Raw genomic sequence first — 18002 nt, 5'->3', positions numbered from 1 at the left:
GCCGGGTTGGGGTTGGTGTGGGGGGTTCCGGGGCGGCCGCCCCCGCAATGCCCCCTCGTCTCGGCGGTGTGGTGGAGGGGGGTGCGGGTCAGACGAAGGCGGCCTCGCCGGTGATGGCGCGGCCGACGATCAGGGTGTTCATCTCGCGGGTGCCCTCGTAGGAGTAGAGGGCCTCCGCGTCGGCGAAGAAGCGGGCCACGTCGTAGTCGAGGACGATGCCGTTACCGCCCATCAGCTCGCGGCAGCGTGCGACGGTCTCGCGCATCCGGGCGGTCGCGAACGCCTTGGCCAGGGCCGAGTGCTCGTCGCGCTGCTCGTCGTCGTCCTGCATCTGCGAGACCCGGGTGCAGAGGGCGATGGAGGCGGTGATGTCGCCGATGGACTTCACCAGCAGGTCCTGGATGAGCTGGTGCTTGGCGATCGGCTTGCCGAACTGCACACGCTCCTTCGCGTAGCGCAGCGCCGCCTCGTACGCGCCGACCGCGACGCCGACGGCGGCCCAGGCGACCTCGGCGCGGGTCAGCCGCAGCACGGCGGCGGTGTCGCGGAAGCTGTTCGCGTTCTGGAGGCGCAGCGACTCGGGCACGCGCACGTTCTCGAGCGTGATGTCCGCGTTCTGCACGATGCGCAGCGAGGTCTTGCCCTCGATCTTGGTCGCGGTGTAACCGGGTGTGCTGGTCGGGACGATGAAGCCCTTCACCTGGCCGTCCTCCGCGCTCTTCGCCCAGATGACCGTGATGTCGCTGAAGGTGGCGTTGCCGATCCAGCGCTTGGAGCCGTTGAGGATCCAGTCGTCGCCGTCGCGGGTCGCGACCGTGCGCAGGCCCTGGGCGGAGTCGGAGCCGGAGTCAGGCTCGGTGAGGCCGAACGCGCCGAGCACCTCGCCGCTGGCGAGCTTGGGCAGCCACTCCGCACGCTGCTCCGTCGAGCCGCAGACGCCGATCGCGCCGAGCGCCAGGCCGTTCTGCACGCCGACGTAGGTGCTGACGGAGGCGTCGACGCGGGCCAGCTCCAGGGCGACCCAGCCGCGGAAGACCGCCGAGTTCTCGAACGGCGCGGTCTCCTCGAAGCCGAGGCCGATCGCTCCTGCGGCGTGCAGCACGTCCACGATCTGCCGCGGGAACTCCGCACGCTCCCAGTACTCGTTGACGATCGGCTTCAGCTCGGTCTCGAGCGCCGCGCGCAGGTTCGCGATGAAGTCGCGCTCGCGCTCGGTCAGGAGGTTCTCGAAGCCGTAGAAGTCGCTGGCGAGGGATTCGAAGGCCATGTGTGCTCCAGTGCATGCGGTCGGCAGAGACCGCCAGCCTAGGGACCGGCGCGGGAGCGCGGCAAAGCGATTGGTACTTTGGTCTAACCGGATCGAAGGGAACACCACGGATGTTTGTGCGCATCGGCAACACCCCGCGCGATTACGCGTGGGGTTCCACCACCGCGATCGCCCACCTCCTCGGCACGACGCCGAGCGGGGCCCCGGAGGCGGAGCTCTGGCTGGGCGCGCACCCGGGCTCCCCTGCGCGCATCCTCGACCCGGAGGAGGCCGGAGGAGCCGCCGACCTCGCGCACTGGAGCGAGACGGCCGGGAAGCTCCCCTACCTGCTCAAGGTGCTCGCCGCGGCCGGGCCGCTGTCGCTGCAGGCGCACCCCTCGTCGGCGCAGGCGCGCGCCGGGTTCGAGCGCGAGAACGCCGAGGGCCTGGCGCCGGACTCCCCCGAGCGCAACTACAAGGACCCGTTCCACAAGCCGGAGATGATCTTCGCGCTGTCCGACCCGTTCGACGCGCTCTGCGGGTTCCGGGAGCCGGCCGACAGCCGCGCCGCGCTCGAACGGCTGGCCGGCGGCGACCCCGCGGTCGCGGCGTTCGCGGCCACGCTCGACGGCGACCCGCAGCAGGCGCTGCGCGGCGCGACCGAGTGGCTGCTGGGCGGAGCGCCGGAGGTGGCGGCGGTCGTCGACGCCGTGGTCGAGGCGGCCAGGACCGCGGAGGGCGTCGACGCCGACACCGTCCGGATGCTCGCGGAGGCCTTCCCCGGCGATCCGGGGATCGTTCTCGCGCTGCTGCTCAACCGGGTCGCGCTGCGTCCTGGCGACGCCCTCTACCTCCCGGCCGGCAACATCCACGCCTACCTCCGCGGGCTCGGCGTCGAGCTGATGGCCGCCTCCGACAACGTGCTGCGCGGCGGGCTGACACCGAAGCGGATCGACGTGCCGGAGCTGGTGAGCATCCTCGACTTCGCGCCGTTCGCCGTGACCCCGATGGTCCGGGAGCGCCCGGCGCCCGGAGTCGAGGAGTTCGTGCCGGACGTGCCGGACTTCCGGCTGGCGCGCGTGGAGGTCGGCGGCGACGTGCCGTCCGCCCCGGTCGAGCTGCCCGGCACGGCGATCGCGCTCTGCACCGCCGGGGACGTCGAGCTCCGCGGCGCCACGGGCTCGCTGCGGCTCTCCCGCGGCGAGGCGGCCGTGGTGACGGCGGACGAGGGCACGCTGACCGTATATGCCGGCGCGGGAACACTCTTCCTGGCGGCGCCGAACCGGTGAGCTATCCTTCGGGGGTGAGCAGGCCCTCCCCTTCCGCGAGCGGATCGAACCCGTTGCGCGACCGCGTCGACGCCGCCCGTGGGGCCTCCGGCACCGGGGTCTCGGTGTTCGCGGTGCTGGTGCTGTTCACGCTGTTTGCCGGGGACTTCTGGCGCAACCTGATCAGCTGGCCGGGCTACTTCGTGCTCGCGGGCGTCCTGGCGATCGGGAGCGTCGTGCTCCTGGTGCGGCTGCGTCCCGTGGTGCGCTGGCGGAAGCTGCCGAAATCACTGGTGCTCTTCCTCGCGTTCGCGGTCGTCTCCCTGGCCTGGTCGGCGTATCCGGGCGCGACCGCACTCGGGCTGGTCGCCCAGTTCGCCACCACCGGCGCTGCGCTGTTCCTCGCGTTCTGCCTGAGCTGGCAGGCGCTGCTCACGGCCCTGGCGAACGCGTTCCGCTGGATCCTCGGGCTCTCGCTGCTGTTCGAGCTGATTGTCGCCGTGTTCGTGCGCAGGCCCGTGCTCCCGCTCACGCCCACCCAGCCGGCGCCGGCGCACATCCCGTCGGCCTTCTACTGGAGCCGCGACCTGCTCTTCCACGGCGGCCAGATCCAGGGGATCGTCGGCAACAGCAACCTGCTGGCGATGGTCGCGCTGCTCGGGCTGGTCGTGTTCGGCATCCAGCTCGCCGATCGCAGCATCCGCCGCGGGACGGCGATCACCTGGGTCGTCGTGGCCGTCGCGACCTTCGCGCTGACCCGTTCCTCGACCGTGTTCATCGCCGCCGTGTTCACCGCGGTCGTGCTCGGCTTCGCGCTCTGGACGCGCCGCGCCGGACCCGAGCGGAGGCGGCCGGTGTACCTCACCGCCGCGGCGCTCACGGTCGTGGTCGTGGTGTCGGTCGTGCTGTTCGCCTCCCGCATCCCCGTGCTGCTCGGCAAGAGCGAGGACCTCACCGGCCGGCTGACGATCTGGAACTCCGTCGTCCACCTCGCTCAGGAGCGCCCGGTGTTCGGGTGGGGCTGGGTGAGCTACTGGGCGCCCTGGGTGTCGCCGTTCAAGGACCTCGCCGTGCGCAGCGGCGTCGTCTACCTGCAGGCGCACAACGCCTGGCTCGACGTCTGGCTGCAGCTCGGGATCGTGGGCCTGGTGATCTTCGCCCTCCTGGTGCTGAGCACGCTGTGGCGGACCTGGTTCCTGGCAGTGGACCGGCCGCGGATGGCCGTCGCGGACGACCTGCCGTACACGGCGCTCGCCCTCCTGCCGCTGCTGCTGCTGGCCGCGCTGCTCGCCCAGAGCCTCGCCGAGAGCCGGATGCTGATCGAAGGGGGCTGGGCGCTCCTCGCGCTGCTCGCCCTGAAGACCAAGCAGTCCGCCACGTAGGATTCTGTTCATGGCCGAACCGCGTCGAACCCTGGTGCCGCCCGCGGTGACCGAGTTCCTCGGATCGGCGCGATTCAACTCGACCCTCGCGCTGCTGGCGGTGGTGACCGGATTCTCGACGCACGCGATCCGCGCGCTGATGGGCTGGCCCGGCCTCATCGGCGTGCTCGGCGCCATCGCCGTCCTGGCGGCGCTGTCGTTCATCGCCCAGCGCAAGCTCATCGAGTGGCACGGCCTGCTGCCGATCTCCGCGCTGCTGTTCGTCGGCTGGTGCGCGCTGTCCATCATCTGGAGCGACTACCAGTGGGCGACGATCGCGGGAGTGCTCTACCAGCTCCTGTTCGCGTTCCTGGCCGTGTACATCGCCCTGGTGCGCGACGCGATCCAGATCGTCCGGGTGGTCGGCGACGCCCTGCGCGTGCTGCTGACCGTGTCGCTCGCCCTGGAGGTCATGAGCGGCCTGCTGCTGGACGTGCCGATCCGCTTCCTGGGCATCGCGGGCAACATCGCGGCCGGAGGCCCGATCCAGGGCCTGTTCGGCACCCGCAACCAGCTCAGCATCGTCGCACTGATCGCGTTCGTCACGTTCCTGGTCGAGCTGCGCACCCGCTCCGTGCGGCCGACGATGGCGGCGTTCTCGATCACGCTCGCCGCGCTCTGCATCCTGTTGGCGCACTCCCCCGTCATCGCCGCCGTGTCGGTGGTGGTCGGGTTCGCCACGGTCGCGCTGTACCTGCTGCGGAAGGTGCCTTCCCACCGCCGGACGCTGGTGCAGTGGGCGCTCGCGGTCGTGACCATCGCGATCCTGGTCACCGGGTGGATCTACCGCACCCGCGTGATCGACCTGCTCAACGCCCGCGCGGACTTCCAGGTGCGCTACAAGCTCTGGATCCAGATCTGGGAGCTCATCCCGATCAACCAGATCGCCGGCTGGGGCTGGGTGGGCGCCTGGCCGACGGACCTGTACCCGTTCAACGCCATCCAGGACGCGACCGGCACGTACCACCCGGACGGGCTGAACGCCTACCTGGACGTGTACCTCCAGGTCGGATTCATCGGCCTGTTGATCTTCGTCGCGCTCATCGCGCTGGCGTTCGGCCGCTCCTGGCTGCTCGCCTCCAACCGCCGCAGCGTGGTCTACGCGTGGGCGCCGCTCGTGCTCGTCGCGCTGCTGGTGACGAGCGTGTTCGAGAGCTCGATCCTGATCGAGTCCGGCTGGATGCTGATGGTGATCTGCACGGTGAAGGCGTCGCAGGGCATGAGCTGGCGGCTCCGGCTGCCGCACCGAGACGGGGCCGGGGCCTAAGCCCGTAGCTCCGCCTCAGCCGATCCAGGACATGATGTTCCAGCCGGTCCCGATGGCCCGGGGCGTGCCCCAGCCGGACTGGCCGGTCGCGGGATAGAGGAACAGCACGCCGTCGGAGCGCTGCGCGAGGACGTCGTCGTGCCCGTCGCCGTCGAAGTCGCCGACCGAGACGATCGCGGTCATCCCGTTCCAGCCGGTGCCGACGACCTTCGGGGTCGCCCAGCCGGCCGGGGTGTGCCCGTACAGCCAGAGCCGACCGGAGCCGTCCCTGGCCAGGACGTCCGGCTTCCCGTCGCCGTTGAAGTCGCCGGTACCGAGGACGGCCGTCATGCCGCCCCAGCCCGAGCCGATCTGCTGGCGCGGCAGCCAGCCGCCGTGACCGTTGCCGGGATAGAGCCAGAACGCCCCCGTGGTGTCGATCGCGGCGACATCGGCGGTGCCGTCGCCGTTGAAGTCGTGCACGGCGATGATCTTGGTCATGCCGTTCCAGCCGGAGCCGACCTGCTTGCGCGGGAGCCAGCCGCTCGCGCCGTCGCCCGGGTAGAGCCAGAGCAGCCCTGACGTGTCGCGCGCCAGGATGTCGTTGCGGCCGTCGCCGTCGAAGTCGCCGGGCGAGAGGAGCGCGGTCATCCCGTTCCAGCCCGAGCCGACGGGTACGGCCGCGGGCGAGAGCCAGCCGCCGGAGCCGTTGCCGCGGTACAGGGAGAGGGCGCCGGACGTGCTGCGCGCGAGGACGTCGGCCGCGCCGTCGGAGTTGAAGTCGCCCATCGCCTCCGTCGCGCTGGAGGGCGTCGGGGCGGCGAGCGCGGTCACGCCGTTCGGGGTGCCGAGGCCGGTCGGGCCGTCCCAGCCCGGGCCGGCCGTGCACAACTGGGCCGGCGTGCAGTTGGTGCTGTTCGACCCGGTGGTCACGTCGTTCAGCGCGGACGGCTTCGCCCACGGGTACGACGCGGGGTAGGTCCCGCTCGCGGGCTGGCCGGCGAGGGCGTACATGCCCGCGATCAGGGGCGAGGCGACGCTGGTGCCGCCCACGGGCTGCCAGGCCGACGAGTACGGCGCGGTCGTGCTGGGGACGTATCCGGCGACACCGGTCAGCGGGTCGGCGACGGCGGAGATGTCGGCGACGCCCTTCATGCCGGAGCACCCGGTCCCCGTCTGCCAGGACGGGCTCGGACTGTAGGAACTGCAGCCGCTGCCTGCCATGTTCCACGACGACTCCGTCCAGGCGCGCGCTCCCGGTGCGGGGTTGGTGACCGGGGACAGCGTGGTGCCTCCCACGGCCGTGACGTTCTGGGAGGCGGCGGGGAACTGGGTGCCGTAGCCGCTGTCGCCGCTGGCCGCGGTGACGACGACGCCCGGGTGGTCGTAGTAGTGGTCGTAGCCGCTGAAGTCGGCATTGTCGAGCGCGCCGTAGGAGTTGCTGACGTACTTGGCGCCGAGCGTGACGGCGGTCTGCGCCGCCGCACCGAGGCTGTCCACGTTGTTGTCGTCCGCCTCGACCAGCAGGATGCGGCACTTCGGGCACGCGGCGCTGACCATCTGCAGGTCGATGTCGGTCTCCGGGCCCCACCCATGCTGAGGGTCGACGCCCGGGTACGCGGTGCCGCCGCGCTGGTCGACCTTGCGGAAGCAGCCGTTCGCGGTCGTACAGGCCGGGAGGCCGTAGTGCGAGCGGTAGACCGCCAGATCCGCCTCGGCGGACGGCAGGTCGTAGGCGTCGACGACCGCGACGGTGGCGCCGCCGCCGGCGGTGGCCGCGGTCGACAGGTTGTACGCGGCCTGGAGGTCGGCCGGCCCGTAGCCGGTCGGGGTGCCCGTCGACGGGGAGGCGACGCCCTCCACGACCTCGGCGAAGCAGGCCGCGTGCCCGGGCCGCGGATCGGCGCAGGTGCGCTTGTGCGGGTGGCCGGCGAGCTTCGGCGACGCGGTCGCGGTCGGCGGCGGAGCCGACGGCGACGGCGGCCCGGCGGCGAGGGCGGGCTGCGCCGTGACCCCCGTGAGAGCGGTGGTCGCGAGCACGGCCACGATGATGAATGCCCTGGTGAATCGCGGCACCGGCAACCTCCCCGAATAGATCGCCAGTCACAGTACCAGTCCGAGGAGACGCGTTTTCTGCCCCCACTTGTGGGCTGTTCATCGCCGAACACGCGGTGGATCGGCTGACTGCCTGCGTATCCGCGTATACCATCATCGTGCGCGGCGGCCCACCGACCGGGACCCGACGCGGCGCATCCCGAGCGGGAGGCTTCCGATGCACATCAAAAAAACCCCAACCCTGATCACCGTCGCCACGGCCGTCGCCGTGGCGACTCTCGTGACGTGCGCCGGGCTCGCTCCGGCGACCGCGGCGACACCGGCGCCACCGGCGACACCGGCGCCCACCGCCACCGCCACCGCCGTCCCGGCTACGGCGTCACCGGCTCCGACACCCTCGCCGTCATCCGGGACTTCGCCCGTCACCGGCAAGGACCCGGACCTCGCCACGCAGAACAAGGCGCGCAACCACGCGATGGGTTCGACCATCCCGCAGAACGTGCCGGGCTCGAAGACGGCCTCGCCCAACGTGACCGCGTCGCCGAGCGACGTCCCGCCCGGGCTGCCCGGACTCGACGTCAGCGGCTGGCAGACCGGCATCAACTGGTCGCAGGTCGCGGCGAACGGCGCGAAGTTCGTCTACATCAAGGCGACGGAGTCCACCGACTACCAGTCCAGCCAGTTCGCCAGCCAGTACAGCGGCTCCTACGCGGCGGGGCTGACCCGCGGCGCGTACCACTTCGCCACGCCGGACACGAGCTCCGGCGCCACCCAGGCCAACTACTTCGTCGACAACGGCGGCGGCTGGTCGCAGGACGGCCGGACGCTCCCGCCGCTCCTCGACATCGAGTACAACCCCTACGGCGCCACCTGCTACGGTCTCAGCGCGCAGGCGATGGTCAACTGGATCGCCGACTTCTCCAACACCATCTTCAAGCGCACCAGCCGCTACCCCGCGATCTACTCGACCACGGACTGGTGGACGCGGTGCACGGGCAACAGCGCCGCCTTCGGCATCAACCCGCTCTTCATCGCGCGCTACCCGAACAGCGTCTCGGACGGCGCAGGCACCCTCCCGGCCGGCTGGGGCGCGTACACGATGTGGCAGTGGGCCGACTCCGGCGTCTACCCGGGCGACCAGGACGTCTTCAACGGCGGGGCGGCCGCGCTCCAGCAGCTCGCCATCACCGGACGCGCGATGGCGCAGCCCGTGATCGGCGCCGGCGACCTCAACGGCGACGGCAAACCCGACCTGCTCGCGAGGCGACCGGACGGCACCCTGTGGTTCTACGCGGGCACGGGGATGAGCAACGGCGTGCCCACCTACGGGGCCGGTGTCCAGATCGCCTCCGGCTGGGGCATCTACGACGAGATGATCGCCGCGGGCGACGTCAACGGCGACGGCAAACCGGACATCCTCGCCCGCAAGACCAACGGCACGATGGTCCTGTTCCCCGGGACCGGTGTCATCAGCGGCTCCAGCACCGGGTTCGGGAACGCGATGGTGCTGGGCTCCGGCTGGGACACCTTCACCGACGTCATCGCGGCAGGCGACGTGAACGGGGACCACATCCCCGACCTGTACGCCCGCAAGCCCGACGGCACCCTCTGGCTCTACACCGGCACCGGGCACGTCGACGGCTCGAGCAACGGCTACAACGCCGGTGTGCAGGTCGGGTCGGCGTGGAACCAGTTCTCGCAGGTGCTGGGCGTCGGCGACCTCGACAAGGACGGCTGGTCCGACCTCGTCGGGTTCCGGCCGGACGGCTCGCTCACGCTGTACCGCGGGTCGGCGACCGGCATCCAGCCGGGCATCCCGATCAGCGCTCCGGGACTCGGCGCCAGCGACCTGCTCATCGCAGCGGGCGACACCAACGGCGACGGCAGGCCCGACCTGCTGAGCCGCACGACGTCCGGAGCGCTCGAGTACTACTCGGGCGGGATGTTCGCGCAGCCGGCGTTCGGTGCGGCCCAGACGGTCGGCTCAGGCTGGGGGATGTTCAACCGCGTCGTCGGCGCGGGCGACCTCAGCGGGGACGGCATCCCCGACATCGTCTCGACCGACACCTCCGGCAACCTCTGGCTCTATCAGGGCAACGGCAACAGCGGCGGCGTCAACCGCAGCTACAAGTCCGGCGTGCGCGTCGGCTGGGGCTGGTCCGACTTCACGACCATCGTCGGCGGCGCCGACATGAACGGCGACGGCAGGGCCGACCTGATCGCCGTGCGGAGCGACGGCACCCTCTGGCTGTTCCCCGGGACCGGCACGGTGAACGCATCGTCGCCCTCCACGTTCTCCGGAGGCATCCGCATCGGATCGGGCGGCTGGACCGCCTTCACGAAGATCGTCGCGGGCGACTTCAACGGCGACGGGGTCACCGACATCCTCGCCAGCACGTCGGACGGCACGATGTACTTCTACGCGGGCATCCGCCAGACGCCGTCGTCCACCGCATGGGTGTCGCCCGGCGTGGTCGTGGGCTCCGGCTGGAACGCCATCAAGAGCATCGTCTCCACCGGCGACGCGAACGGCGACGGCAAGGCCGACCTGGTCGCGCTGAAGCCGGACGGCACGCTCTGGCTCTACGCGGGCACGGGGAACACGGGCGTCTCGGGAGCGAGCGGACTCGCCAGCCCGGCGGTCGTCGGCTCGGGCTGGAACACCTTCAGCACCGTGACCGGCACCGGCGACACCGCGACGGGCCGCAAGGGCGACCTGCTCGGCGTGCGCTCCGACGGCGGACTCCTCTATTACCCGGGGAGCGGCTCCGCTGCGGTGGCGAACACCCCCGGCTTCTCCAGCGCGGCGCTGGCCGGGTCGAGCTGGAACCAGTTCGGCTGAGCCGGAACGATCACGTCGAGCAGCAGCTGAGCCGCGTCCCTTCGGGGGCGCGGCTCAGCTCGTGGTGGCCTCGCGCCACTCCGCGACGGTCTCGGCGAGCTCGCCCTCCCCGAGCGCGTCGAGCGCCCGCGGGTCGAAGGAGCCGGTGACCAGGCCGGGGGCGTAGGCCGCGGTCAGGGCCTCGATGGAGGTCGCGCCGATGCCGGCGCGCGACATCCCGACCGTGTTCGCGCCCTGCACCCGCGCGGGGTTGCCGAACGCCTTGGACCACGGCGGGACGTCCCTGGTGACCACGGAGCCCATGCCCACCATCGCGCCGCGGCCGACGTAGCGCCGCTGGTGCACGGAGACGCCGAGCCCCAGGTTGGCGCCGTCGCCGACGCGCACATGTCCCGCGAGCAGGACGCTGGAGGCGAGCGTGACGCCGTCGCCGAGCCGGCAGTCGTGGGCGACGTAGACCTGGTTCATGATGAACGCGTCGTCGCCGATCGTCGTGCGGTCGTGCCAGCCCTGGTGGACCTGCGCGTACTCGCGGAAGACGTTGCGGCTCCCGATCACGATCCCGTTGCCGCTGGAGCGCTCCGCGGCGTCGCGCGGGTGCTCCCACGAACGCACCTCCGGAGGCGCGCCGATGACGACGCCTGTGCCGATCCAGTTGCCGTCGCCGAGCTCGACCGGACCGGTCACGACCGCGAACGGCCCGATGGTGTTGCCCTCCCCCAGCCGCACGTCACCGTCGACGATCGCAGTGGGATGGATGGAGTTGCCGCGATCGTTCACCACTGAGATCCTCCGTCCGAGGAGACAAGGTAAGGTGGCAGCGCATACTTTTCCCGCACCCACACACCCTAACCACACGAAGGCTCCATGATCCCCATCACGACGGTCAAGTTCGGTCCGGAAGAGGAGCGTGAGGTCCTGGAGGTCCTCCGCTCCGGCTCCATCGCTCAAGGCCCGAAGGTGGCGCGGCTCGAAGACGAGTTCGCGCGCATGCACGGCGTCCCGCACGCGATCGCGGTCAACAACGGCACGACCGCCCTGGTCGCCGCTCTCCAGGCCCTCGACCTGCAGCCGGGCGACGAAGTCGTCACCTCGCCGTTCACGTTCGTGGCCACGCTCAACGCGATCCTCGAGGCCGGCGCGACCGCGACGTTCGCGGACATCCGCTTCGACGACTTCAACGTCGACCCCGCCTCCCTGAAGGAGGCCGTCGGCCCGAAGACCAAGGTCCTGCTCCCCGTGCACCTGTACGGCCAGATGGCCGACATGGCGCCGATCGCCGAGCTCGCCGCCGAGAAGGGCCTGCGCATCCTGGAGGACGCCGCCCAGTCGCACGGCGCGACCTACGACGGCCGCTCGGCGGGCAGCTACGGCCTCGGCACCTTCTCGCTGTACGCGACCAAGAACCTCACCACGGGCGAGGGCGGCCTCATCACCACGAACGACGACGCCATCGCCGACACGCTGCGCGTGATGCGCAACCAGGGCATGCGCGCCAGGTACGCCTACGAGATGGCCGGCCACAACTACCGCCTGACCGACCTGCAGGCCGCGCTCGGCCTCCCCCAGCTCGGGCGCTACGCGTCCATCGTCGAGGCGCGCAAGCGCAACGCCGCCCGCCTCATCGAGGGCCTCGAGGGCGTCCCGGGCGTCGTCGCGCCCCGCGAGCTGCCCGGCCGCTCGCACGTCTGGCACCAGTTCACCATCCGCGTCACCGACGAGGCGCGGGTCGACCGCGACACGTTCGTGCAGCGCCTCGCAGACGAAGGTGTCGGCGCCGGCGTCTACTACCCGCGCCTGCTGTGGGACTACGACGCCTACCGCGACCACCCGCGCGTGCTACGCCGCGAGGCGCCCGTCGCCGAGCAGGTCGCCCGCCAGGTCGTCTCGCTGCCGGTCCACAACGCCCTCTCCGACGACGACCTCTCGACCATCGTGGCCGCCGTGCGCAAGGTGGCGGGAGCATGACCGCCGCACGCATCGCCCTGGTCGGCGCCGGCACGATGGGCAGCCACCACGCCCGCGTGATCGCGCAGTCCCCGCGCTCGGAGCTGACCGTGCTGGTGGACCCGCGGGAGTCCGTCGGCACCGCGGTCGCCGAGCGCTTCGGCGCGAAGTGGCTCCCCGAGCTGCCCGACCTCTCCGACATCGACGGCGTCGTCGTCGCGGCCGCGACCGAGGCGCACTACGACCTCGCCATGCAGGTGCTGTCCCAGGACACCCCGCTGCTGGTCGAGAAGCCGGTCGCCGACAGCCTGCTGCGCACCGAGGAGATCCTCGCGCTTGCCGACGAGCGCGACCTGCCCTTCATGTGCGGCCTCCTCGAGCGCTACAACCCCGCCGTGATGACCGCGCGCGAGCTGATCGCCGAGCCGGTGCACGTCACCGCCACCCGGCACTCGCCCTACGCCCCGCGCATCCGCACCGGCGTCGCCTGGGACCTCCTGGTGCACGACGTCGACCTGGCGATCGGGATCATCGGCGCAGCGCCCGGCAACGTGGAGTCGCGGCTCGGCCACTTCCACCCCGACTCCCTGGCGGACGCCGAGGACGTGGCGGAGACCCTGCTCGACTTCCCCGGCGGCGCCATCGCGCACATCTCGGCCAGCCGGGTCGGCCAGCGCAAGATCCGCCAGCTCTCGATCTACGAGCGTGACCGTCTGATCGAGGTCGACCTGCTCCGCCGCGACGTGACGGTCTACCACCATGTCTCCGAGAACTCGGTCGACGACGGACGCGGCTACCGGCAGCAGACGGTCATCGAGATCCCGGAGCTGGTCAGCTCGGCCGAGCCGCTCACGACGCAGTTCGGGCGCTTCCTCGACCTGATCGACGGCACGGCCGACGCCGCGACCGAGCGTGGGACCATCCTCGCCCCGCACCGCGTCATCGACCAGGTGATCGCGCGCCGGCCCGTCCTCCAGGGATGAGCGTGCCCGCCGCAGAGCCCACCGAGGAGAGCAGCCGCCCCAATCGGGTGCGCGCGTTCGCCGACCACCCGATCGTCCGCTACCTCGTCGCGGGCGGCCTGGCCTTCATCGTCGACTTCACGCTGCTGTGGCTGTTCCACGCGGTGTTCGGCTGGGCCACCTGGCTCGCTGCCGGGGCGGCCTTCGTCATCAGCTTCGCGTTCACCTACACGATCCAGCGGGTGCTGGGCTTCAACTCGCAGGTGCCGCACGGCCCAGCGCTGATGAAGTACACTCTTCTGGTCATCGTGAACACCGTGGCGACGTCCGTCATCGTCGCCCTCGTCGACCAGTCCCCGTTGAGCTGGGCAGGCGGCAAGGTCATCGCGACCGCCGTCACGACGGTGTGGAATTACTTCGCCTATCGCTACTGGGTCTTCGCCGGCCCCCGACGATCGAGCACGGCCGCCGAGGCCGCCCGAGAGGACTGAGGATGTACAACGGCGCACGGATCGCCGCGGTGGTACCCGCCTACAAAGAAGAGCTGATGATCAACACGGTCATCGACACCATGCCGGACTTCGTCGATCACATCGTGATCGTCGACGACCACAGCCCGGACGACACCAGCGGTGTGGTGAAGGCGAACCCGGACCCGCGCGTCACCCTGATCCGCCACGAGGTCAACCAGGGCGTCGGCGGCGCGATCATCACCGGTCACCGTGCGGCGATGGAGCTGGGCTCCGACGTCAACGTCATCATGGCGGGCGACGCCCAGATGGACCCGGCGTACCTGCCGTCGCTCCTCGACCACGTCACCATCGAGGGCTACGGCTTCGCCAAGGCCAACCGGTTCTTCGCGCCGGAGTCGTTCAACGGGATGCCGCGCTACCGGATCTTCGGCAACATCATGCTGTCGTTCCTGACCAAGCTGGCCTCGGGCTACTGGCACCTCTTCGACCCGCAGAACGGCTACACCGCGGTGCGCACGGACGTGCTGGAGCGCGTCCCGCTCGACCACGTCGCCCGGCGCTACTCGTTCGAGAACGACCTGCTCATCCACCTCAACATCCTCCAGGTGCCCGCCGTCGACGTGCCGATCCCGGCCGTCTACGGCGACGAGGTCTCCAGCATCCGCCTCGGCCACGTTGTCCCCGAGCTGCTCAGCCTGCTGACCCGCGGCTTCTGGCGCCGCATCTGGTACCGCTACGTGCTCTGGTCGTTCTCGCCGATCGCGCTGCTCCTCGTGCTGGGGATCGTGCTGTCCCTGTTCGGTCTCGGTGTCGCGATCTGGGTGTGCTTCCAGATCGCCGCGTCGGTGGTCGCGACCGCCGCGACGGTGATGCTCGCGGCATTGCCGTTGATGCTCGGGACGCAGATGCTGATCTCCGCGCTGCAGCTCGACATCCAGGCGAGCCCGTCGAAGCCCACCTACACGCCGTTCACCAAGCCCTAGACCGGTCCGCATCGAGTCTGTACTCTCTCACAGAGAGTCGCGCACTCGGATTGGGGTCGGATGAAGCAGCTTCTCGCGCCGGCGCTCGTCGTCGGCCTGGTCGCGGTCGGATCGGTCGTGGCCGTCGCGGCGCCCGCGAGCGCCGCCTCGACGATCGCGGTCGGCGCGACGTACCAGCTCAACACCAACCAGGGCCCGCAGCAGCGTCCCCTGGACCCGGCGAGTCAGACCGACGTGACGTCGGGTGAGGTGCTCGTCTCGCTGTCGATCACCAACAACGACACCGAGACGTACACGCTCGACGCGGTCACGCCGACCAGCGGCGCGAACCAGTGCTCCGGCACGATCGCGCCCGGCGCCACGCTCGACTGCTTCGTGTCGCCGACCTTCGCGTCGGGAGCAGGCGTGCTCGACCTGACCCTGACCGGGTCCTTCCCGGTCGCCGGCCCCGACACGACGGTGGTGTCGTACCCGTACTTCGGCGTGGACTACCGGCCGGACACCACGGACTTCGCGCTGCAGGCGCCTCCGCCCGCCACCGGCTGGCTCACCACGATCCCCGACCCGCAACTCCTCAGCTACCCCGGCCTGTTCCGGCCGCTCGTGCGTCTGGCCGTGAGCTGGAACGGCAACACGCCCGTGACCATCACGCGGGCGACGGCGGAGCTCGCGCCGGTCAGCGACCAGTGCTTCGGCGCCCTGCCCAAGGTCGTGAACCCCGGCGACCCGATCCTGTCCTGCACGTTCCCGATCGGCGCGACCAGTCATTCCTGGGGCTTCCAGTACACCGGCGCGATGGGCGAGCAGCAGGCCTACGCCGGGTTCGTGAGCTACATGGCGCCGTTCGCCCCCTGCCAGAGCGACAAGCCGAGTTACGCGGGCGGTGAGACCATCACGGTCACCTGCTCCGGCATGGCGGCGGGCGTGAGCGCCCGGATGCGCATCTGGGACGTCGGCGTGTCCGACCCGCAGACGATCGCGGCGGACGGCACCGTCACCTTCACATTCGCGCTGCCCACGATCACCTCGACCTTCGCCTCGGGCTCGCTGCTCTTCCGCACCGACGGCGACCCGGCCACGGAGTCGGCCGGCGCGACCGCGTTCACGATCACGCCGGGCGTCGCCGCCGGCACGGGGTCGAGCGGCGGATCGGGGTCGAGCCGCGGAGCGGGCGGATCGGCCACGACGGTCACCGCAGAGCTGGCCGACAGCGGCTCCGACGTCACAGGGCCGGCTCTGGGAGGTCTGCTCGCCATCGTGCTCGGCGGCCTGCTGCTCGCGGTGCGCCGCCGTCGTGCCGCGTGAGCGGGCTCAGGAGGGCTGGACGAGGTCCCGCAGGATGTCGGCCCTGCCACGGCTCGCATAGCGGCCGTAGGCGCCGCTGAGCGCGAGCCGCGCCACCGGGACGACCCGCAGCAGCCGATTGGGGCGCAGCGCCGCCCTCCTGGCCTCGAACGCGGCCTTGGACCGTGCGGCGTCGAGGTACTCCGCCGGCACCCGCGCGCCGAGTGCCGCCAGCCGGTCCGCGAGGATGGCGAACCGGGTGGCCAGGTCGCGATTGCGGCTGCCGCGCGGCTCCAGCACACGGGCGACCTTGCGGGACAGGGTCGGGGCGGCGACGCCGATCTCGTTGGCGCCGTGCTGCCGGTAGTCGATCGTCGCCTCGCGGACGACGGCAACCCCGCCGGTCGCCGCCGCGATCGCCGCGAGCCACTCGTCGTGGACCCACTCGCGCGGGAACGGCAGCGCGGCATCGAGCAGGGACCGCCGGAACAGGACCGTGGCCCCCGTCGCCAGGTTGCGGCGCAGGAAGGCGTGGAACGCCCTCCCCTCCTCCTCGTCGGCGAACTCGTGGGGGCCGACCTCCAGCGACTCGAAGAGCGTGCGACCGAGCGGGACGCCCTCGGCGTCGACGAGGCGGGCGTCCGTGTGCAGCAGCAGGAGCGCGTCGTCGGCGTCGAAGTGCGCGACGAGCCGCGCGACCCGGCCGGGATGCCAGCGGTCGTCCTGGTCGCTGAGCGCGATGAGCGGCTGCGTCGTCGCCGTCACCGCCCGTTCGAAGTTCGCGGTGACTCCCGCGGACCCCGACGGACCGAGCACGGTCGGGCGCACGCCGTGCCGCTCCGCCTCGGCGAGCGCGACCTCGACCGTGCCGTCGGCGGAGCCGTCGTCGGCGATCACCAGTTCGGCCGGCGCAGGCACCTGGCCGAGGATGCTGGCGAGCTGCTCCCCGACGTAGCGCGCGCCGTTGTAGGTGGCGAGCGCGACGCTCAGCGCGGCAGCCGGCATCAGCGCTTGAGGCCGACCGACAGCACTCCGAGGAACATGCCGGCCATGATCGTCTGCGCGCCGAGGATCATCAGCAGCGCGGCGGGGATCGCCACGCGCAGCGTCATGGACGCGTCCATCGCGCCGAACCCGGTCCCGGCCCAGAGCCCGAACTGCACGACGGCGATCGCGAGGCCGAGCAGGAACAGGATCAGCCCGGCCACGGCGCCGGACTCGAGGCTGATCCGCCGCTCCAGCCGGTCGAAGTTCCTGCTGCGCGGTATTCGGAAGCCCTCGTGCTGGGCGTAGATCTTGGTGAGGATCGCGAACAGCACCCCCTGGTAGCCGACGGCGGCGAGCGCCGCCAGGTATACCTGGCTGGAGATGTCCAGCCCGACGTCGCCGATCATCAGCGGGCCGAGGCTGAGCAGGAACGTGCCGAGCACGCCGAGCAGGAACGCGACCGTCCCGGGAACCAGGAAGAGCCAGCGCGGGCTGTAGATCAGGAGGAAGCGCAGGTGCCGCCAGCCGTCGCGCCAGCTCCGCAGGTGCGGGGGCCGGGAGCGGCCGTCCTTCTTGAGGGTGGTCGGCACCTCGCTCACGCGCCGGCCCTCGAGCGACGCCTTGACGACCATCTCGCTCGCGAACTCCATGCCGGAGGTCTGCAGGTTGAGCCGCATGATCGACTCGCGGGAGAACCCGCGCAGGCCGCAGTGGAAGTCGCGGATGGGCGAGCGGAAGAACAGCCGGCCGATGTTCGAGAGCACCGGGTTGCCCAGGTAGCGGTGCAGCGGCGGCATGGCTCCGGGGGCGATGCCCCCGCGGAACCGGTTGCCCATCACGAGCTCGTCGCCGGCGCGGAGGCGCTCGAGGAAGGCGTCGAGGTCGGAGAAGTCGTAGCTGTCGTCGGCGTCGCCCATGATGACGTACGTGCCGAGGGCCGCTGCGATGCCGCCGATCAGCGCGGAGCCGTAGCCCTTCTGGGAGACGTTGACGACGCGGGCGCCGTGTGCCTCGGCGATCGCCTGGGAGCCGTCCGTGCTGCCGTTGTCGGCGACGATGATCTCACCGGAGACGCCGCTCCTGGTCAGGTAGGACTGGGCCTTGTCGATGCAGACGGCGAGCGTCTCGGCTTCGTTGAGGCATGGCATCACGATCGACAGTTCGACGGTGTCCACGGTTTGCATGTGTTCAAGGCTCTCTGGCAGACGGATAGACACCTCGAATCCTACGTGGTACTGCGGGTCAGACCCGACAGGCTGCGGGAGATGCGATAGTGGGTGTCGTGAAC

14 protein-coding genes are annotated in these 18002 nt (G+C 71.1%); 9 read left to right on the top strand and 5 right to left on the bottom strand.

Going from position 1 to position 18002, the window contains the following annotated elements:
• Nucleotides 1–88 precede the first annotated feature (88 nt).
• The gene (locus tag ACFRFH_RS14270) at nucleotides 89–1267 is read right to left on the bottom strand and encodes an acyl-CoA dehydrogenase family protein (protein ID WP_370056573.1); all 1179 of its coding nucleotides are present in this window, start codon (nucleotides 1265–1267) and stop codon (nucleotides 89–91) included.
• A gap of 110 nt (nucleotides 1268–1377) precedes the next feature.
• Between ACFRFH_RS14270 and manA the strand changes: the two genes are divergently transcribed.
• Genes manA through ACFRFH_RS14255 form a run of 3 tightly spaced genes read left to right on the top strand, consistent with a single transcriptional unit; the run spans nucleotide 1378 to nucleotide 5202 of the window.
• Entirely contained in the window at nucleotides 1378–2535 is a 1158-nt protein-coding gene (manA, locus tag ACFRFH_RS14265; protein WP_382463661.1) for a mannose-6-phosphate isomerase, class I, read from the top strand.
• Nucleotides 2536–2549: 14 nt separating this feature from the next.
• The gene (locus ACFRFH_RS14260; RefSeq protein WP_382463660.1) at nucleotides 2550–3896 is read left to right on the top strand and encodes an O-antigen ligase family protein; all 1347 of its coding nucleotides are present in this window, start codon (nucleotides 2550–2552) and stop codon (nucleotides 3894–3896) included.
• 10 nt (nucleotides 3897–3906) lie between these two features.
• Nucleotides 3907–5202, top strand: a complete 1296-nt coding sequence (locus tag ACFRFH_RS14255) for an O-antigen ligase family protein (RefSeq protein WP_382463659.1) — start codon at nucleotides 3907–3909, stop codon at nucleotides 5200–5202.
• A gap of 15 nt (nucleotides 5203–5217) precedes the next feature.
• Here the strand turns inward: ACFRFH_RS14255 and ACFRFH_RS14250 are convergent, their stop codons facing one another.
• Nucleotides 5218–7257 (bottom strand): FG-GAP-like repeat-containing protein, encoded by a 2040-nt coding sequence (locus ACFRFH_RS14250; protein ID WP_382463658.1) that lies wholly within the window; start codon nucleotides 7255–7257, stop codon nucleotides 5218–5220.
• A 196-nt stretch (nucleotides 7258–7453) separates the two neighbouring features.
• Here ACFRFH_RS14250 and ACFRFH_RS14245 point away from each other — a divergent pair, with 196 nt between their 5' ends.
• Nucleotides 7454–10078: a GH25 family lysozyme gene (locus ACFRFH_RS14245; RefSeq protein ID WP_382463657.1), complete on the top strand. Its 2625-nt coding sequence runs from the start codon at nucleotides 7454–7456 to the stop codon at nucleotides 10076–10078.
• Between the two features lie 54 nt (nucleotides 10079–10132).
• Here ACFRFH_RS14245 and ACFRFH_RS14240 read toward each other — a convergent pair whose 3' ends face one another.
• A complete protein-coding gene (locus ACFRFH_RS14240) occupies nucleotides 10133–10858 on the bottom strand; it encodes a UDP-N-acetylglucosamine acyltransferase (RefSeq protein ID WP_382463656.1) in 726 nt (241 codons plus the stop codon).
• An 87-nt stretch (nucleotides 10859–10945) separates the two neighbouring features.
• Between ACFRFH_RS14240 and ACFRFH_RS14235 the strand changes: the two genes are divergently transcribed.
• Genes ACFRFH_RS14235 through ACFRFH_RS14215 form a run of 5 tightly spaced genes read left to right on the top strand, consistent with a single transcriptional unit; the run spans nucleotide 10946 to nucleotide 15748 of the window.
• Entirely contained in the window at nucleotides 10946–12046 is a 1101-nt protein-coding gene (locus tag ACFRFH_RS14235; protein WP_382463655.1) for a DegT/DnrJ/EryC1/StrS family aminotransferase, read from the top strand.
• Entirely contained in the window at nucleotides 12043–13008 is a 966-nt protein-coding gene (locus ACFRFH_RS14230) for a Gfo/Idh/MocA family protein (protein WP_382463654.1), read from the top strand. Before ACFRFH_RS14235 ends, ACFRFH_RS14230 begins: the two co-directional genes overlap by 4 nt.
• Before the next feature lie 2 nt (nucleotides 13009–13010).
• Nucleotides 13011–13478: a GtrA family protein gene (locus ACFRFH_RS14225; RefSeq protein ID WP_382463653.1), complete on the top strand. Its 468-nt coding sequence runs from the start codon at nucleotides 13011–13013 to the stop codon at nucleotides 13476–13478.
• 2 nt (nucleotides 13479–13480) lie between these two features.
• Nucleotides 13481–14443 carry a glycosyltransferase family 2 protein gene (locus ACFRFH_RS14220; RefSeq protein WP_382463652.1) on the top strand — a complete coding sequence of 321 codons (963 nt, stop codon included), beginning with the start codon at nucleotides 13481–13483 and terminating at the stop codon, nucleotides 14441–14443.
• Nucleotides 14444–14503: 60 nt separating this feature from the next.
• Nucleotides 14504–15748: a hypothetical protein gene (locus tag ACFRFH_RS14215; RefSeq protein ID WP_382463651.1), complete on the top strand. Its 1245-nt coding sequence runs from the start codon at nucleotides 14504–14506 to the stop codon at nucleotides 15746–15748.
• A 6-nt stretch (nucleotides 15749–15754) separates the two neighbouring features.
• On the opposite strand, the gene ACFRFH_RS14210 is transcribed toward ACFRFH_RS14215, so the two are convergent.
• Nucleotides 15755–16732 carry a glycosyltransferase family 2 protein gene (locus ACFRFH_RS14210; RefSeq protein WP_382463650.1) on the bottom strand — a complete coding sequence of 326 codons (978 nt, stop codon included), beginning with the start codon at nucleotides 16730–16732 and terminating at the stop codon, nucleotides 15755–15757.
• Nucleotides 16732–17898 carry a glycosyltransferase family 2 protein gene (locus ACFRFH_RS14205; RefSeq protein WP_382463649.1) on the bottom strand — a complete coding sequence of 389 codons (1167 nt, stop codon included), beginning with the start codon at nucleotides 17896–17898 and terminating at the stop codon, nucleotides 16732–16734. Before ACFRFH_RS14205 ends, ACFRFH_RS14210 begins: the two co-directional genes overlap by 1 nt.
• Nucleotides 17899–18002: the final 104 nt, after the last annotated feature.

The sequence above is a fragment of the Leifsonia sp. NPDC056824 genome, assembly GCF_042789575.1.
GTDB lineage: Bacteria > Actinomycetota > Actinomycetes > Actinomycetales > Microbacteriaceae > Leifsonia.
The sequence above is the reverse complement of the archived record's forward strand: the minus strand, read 5'-3'. Positions and strand labels throughout refer to the sequence as shown.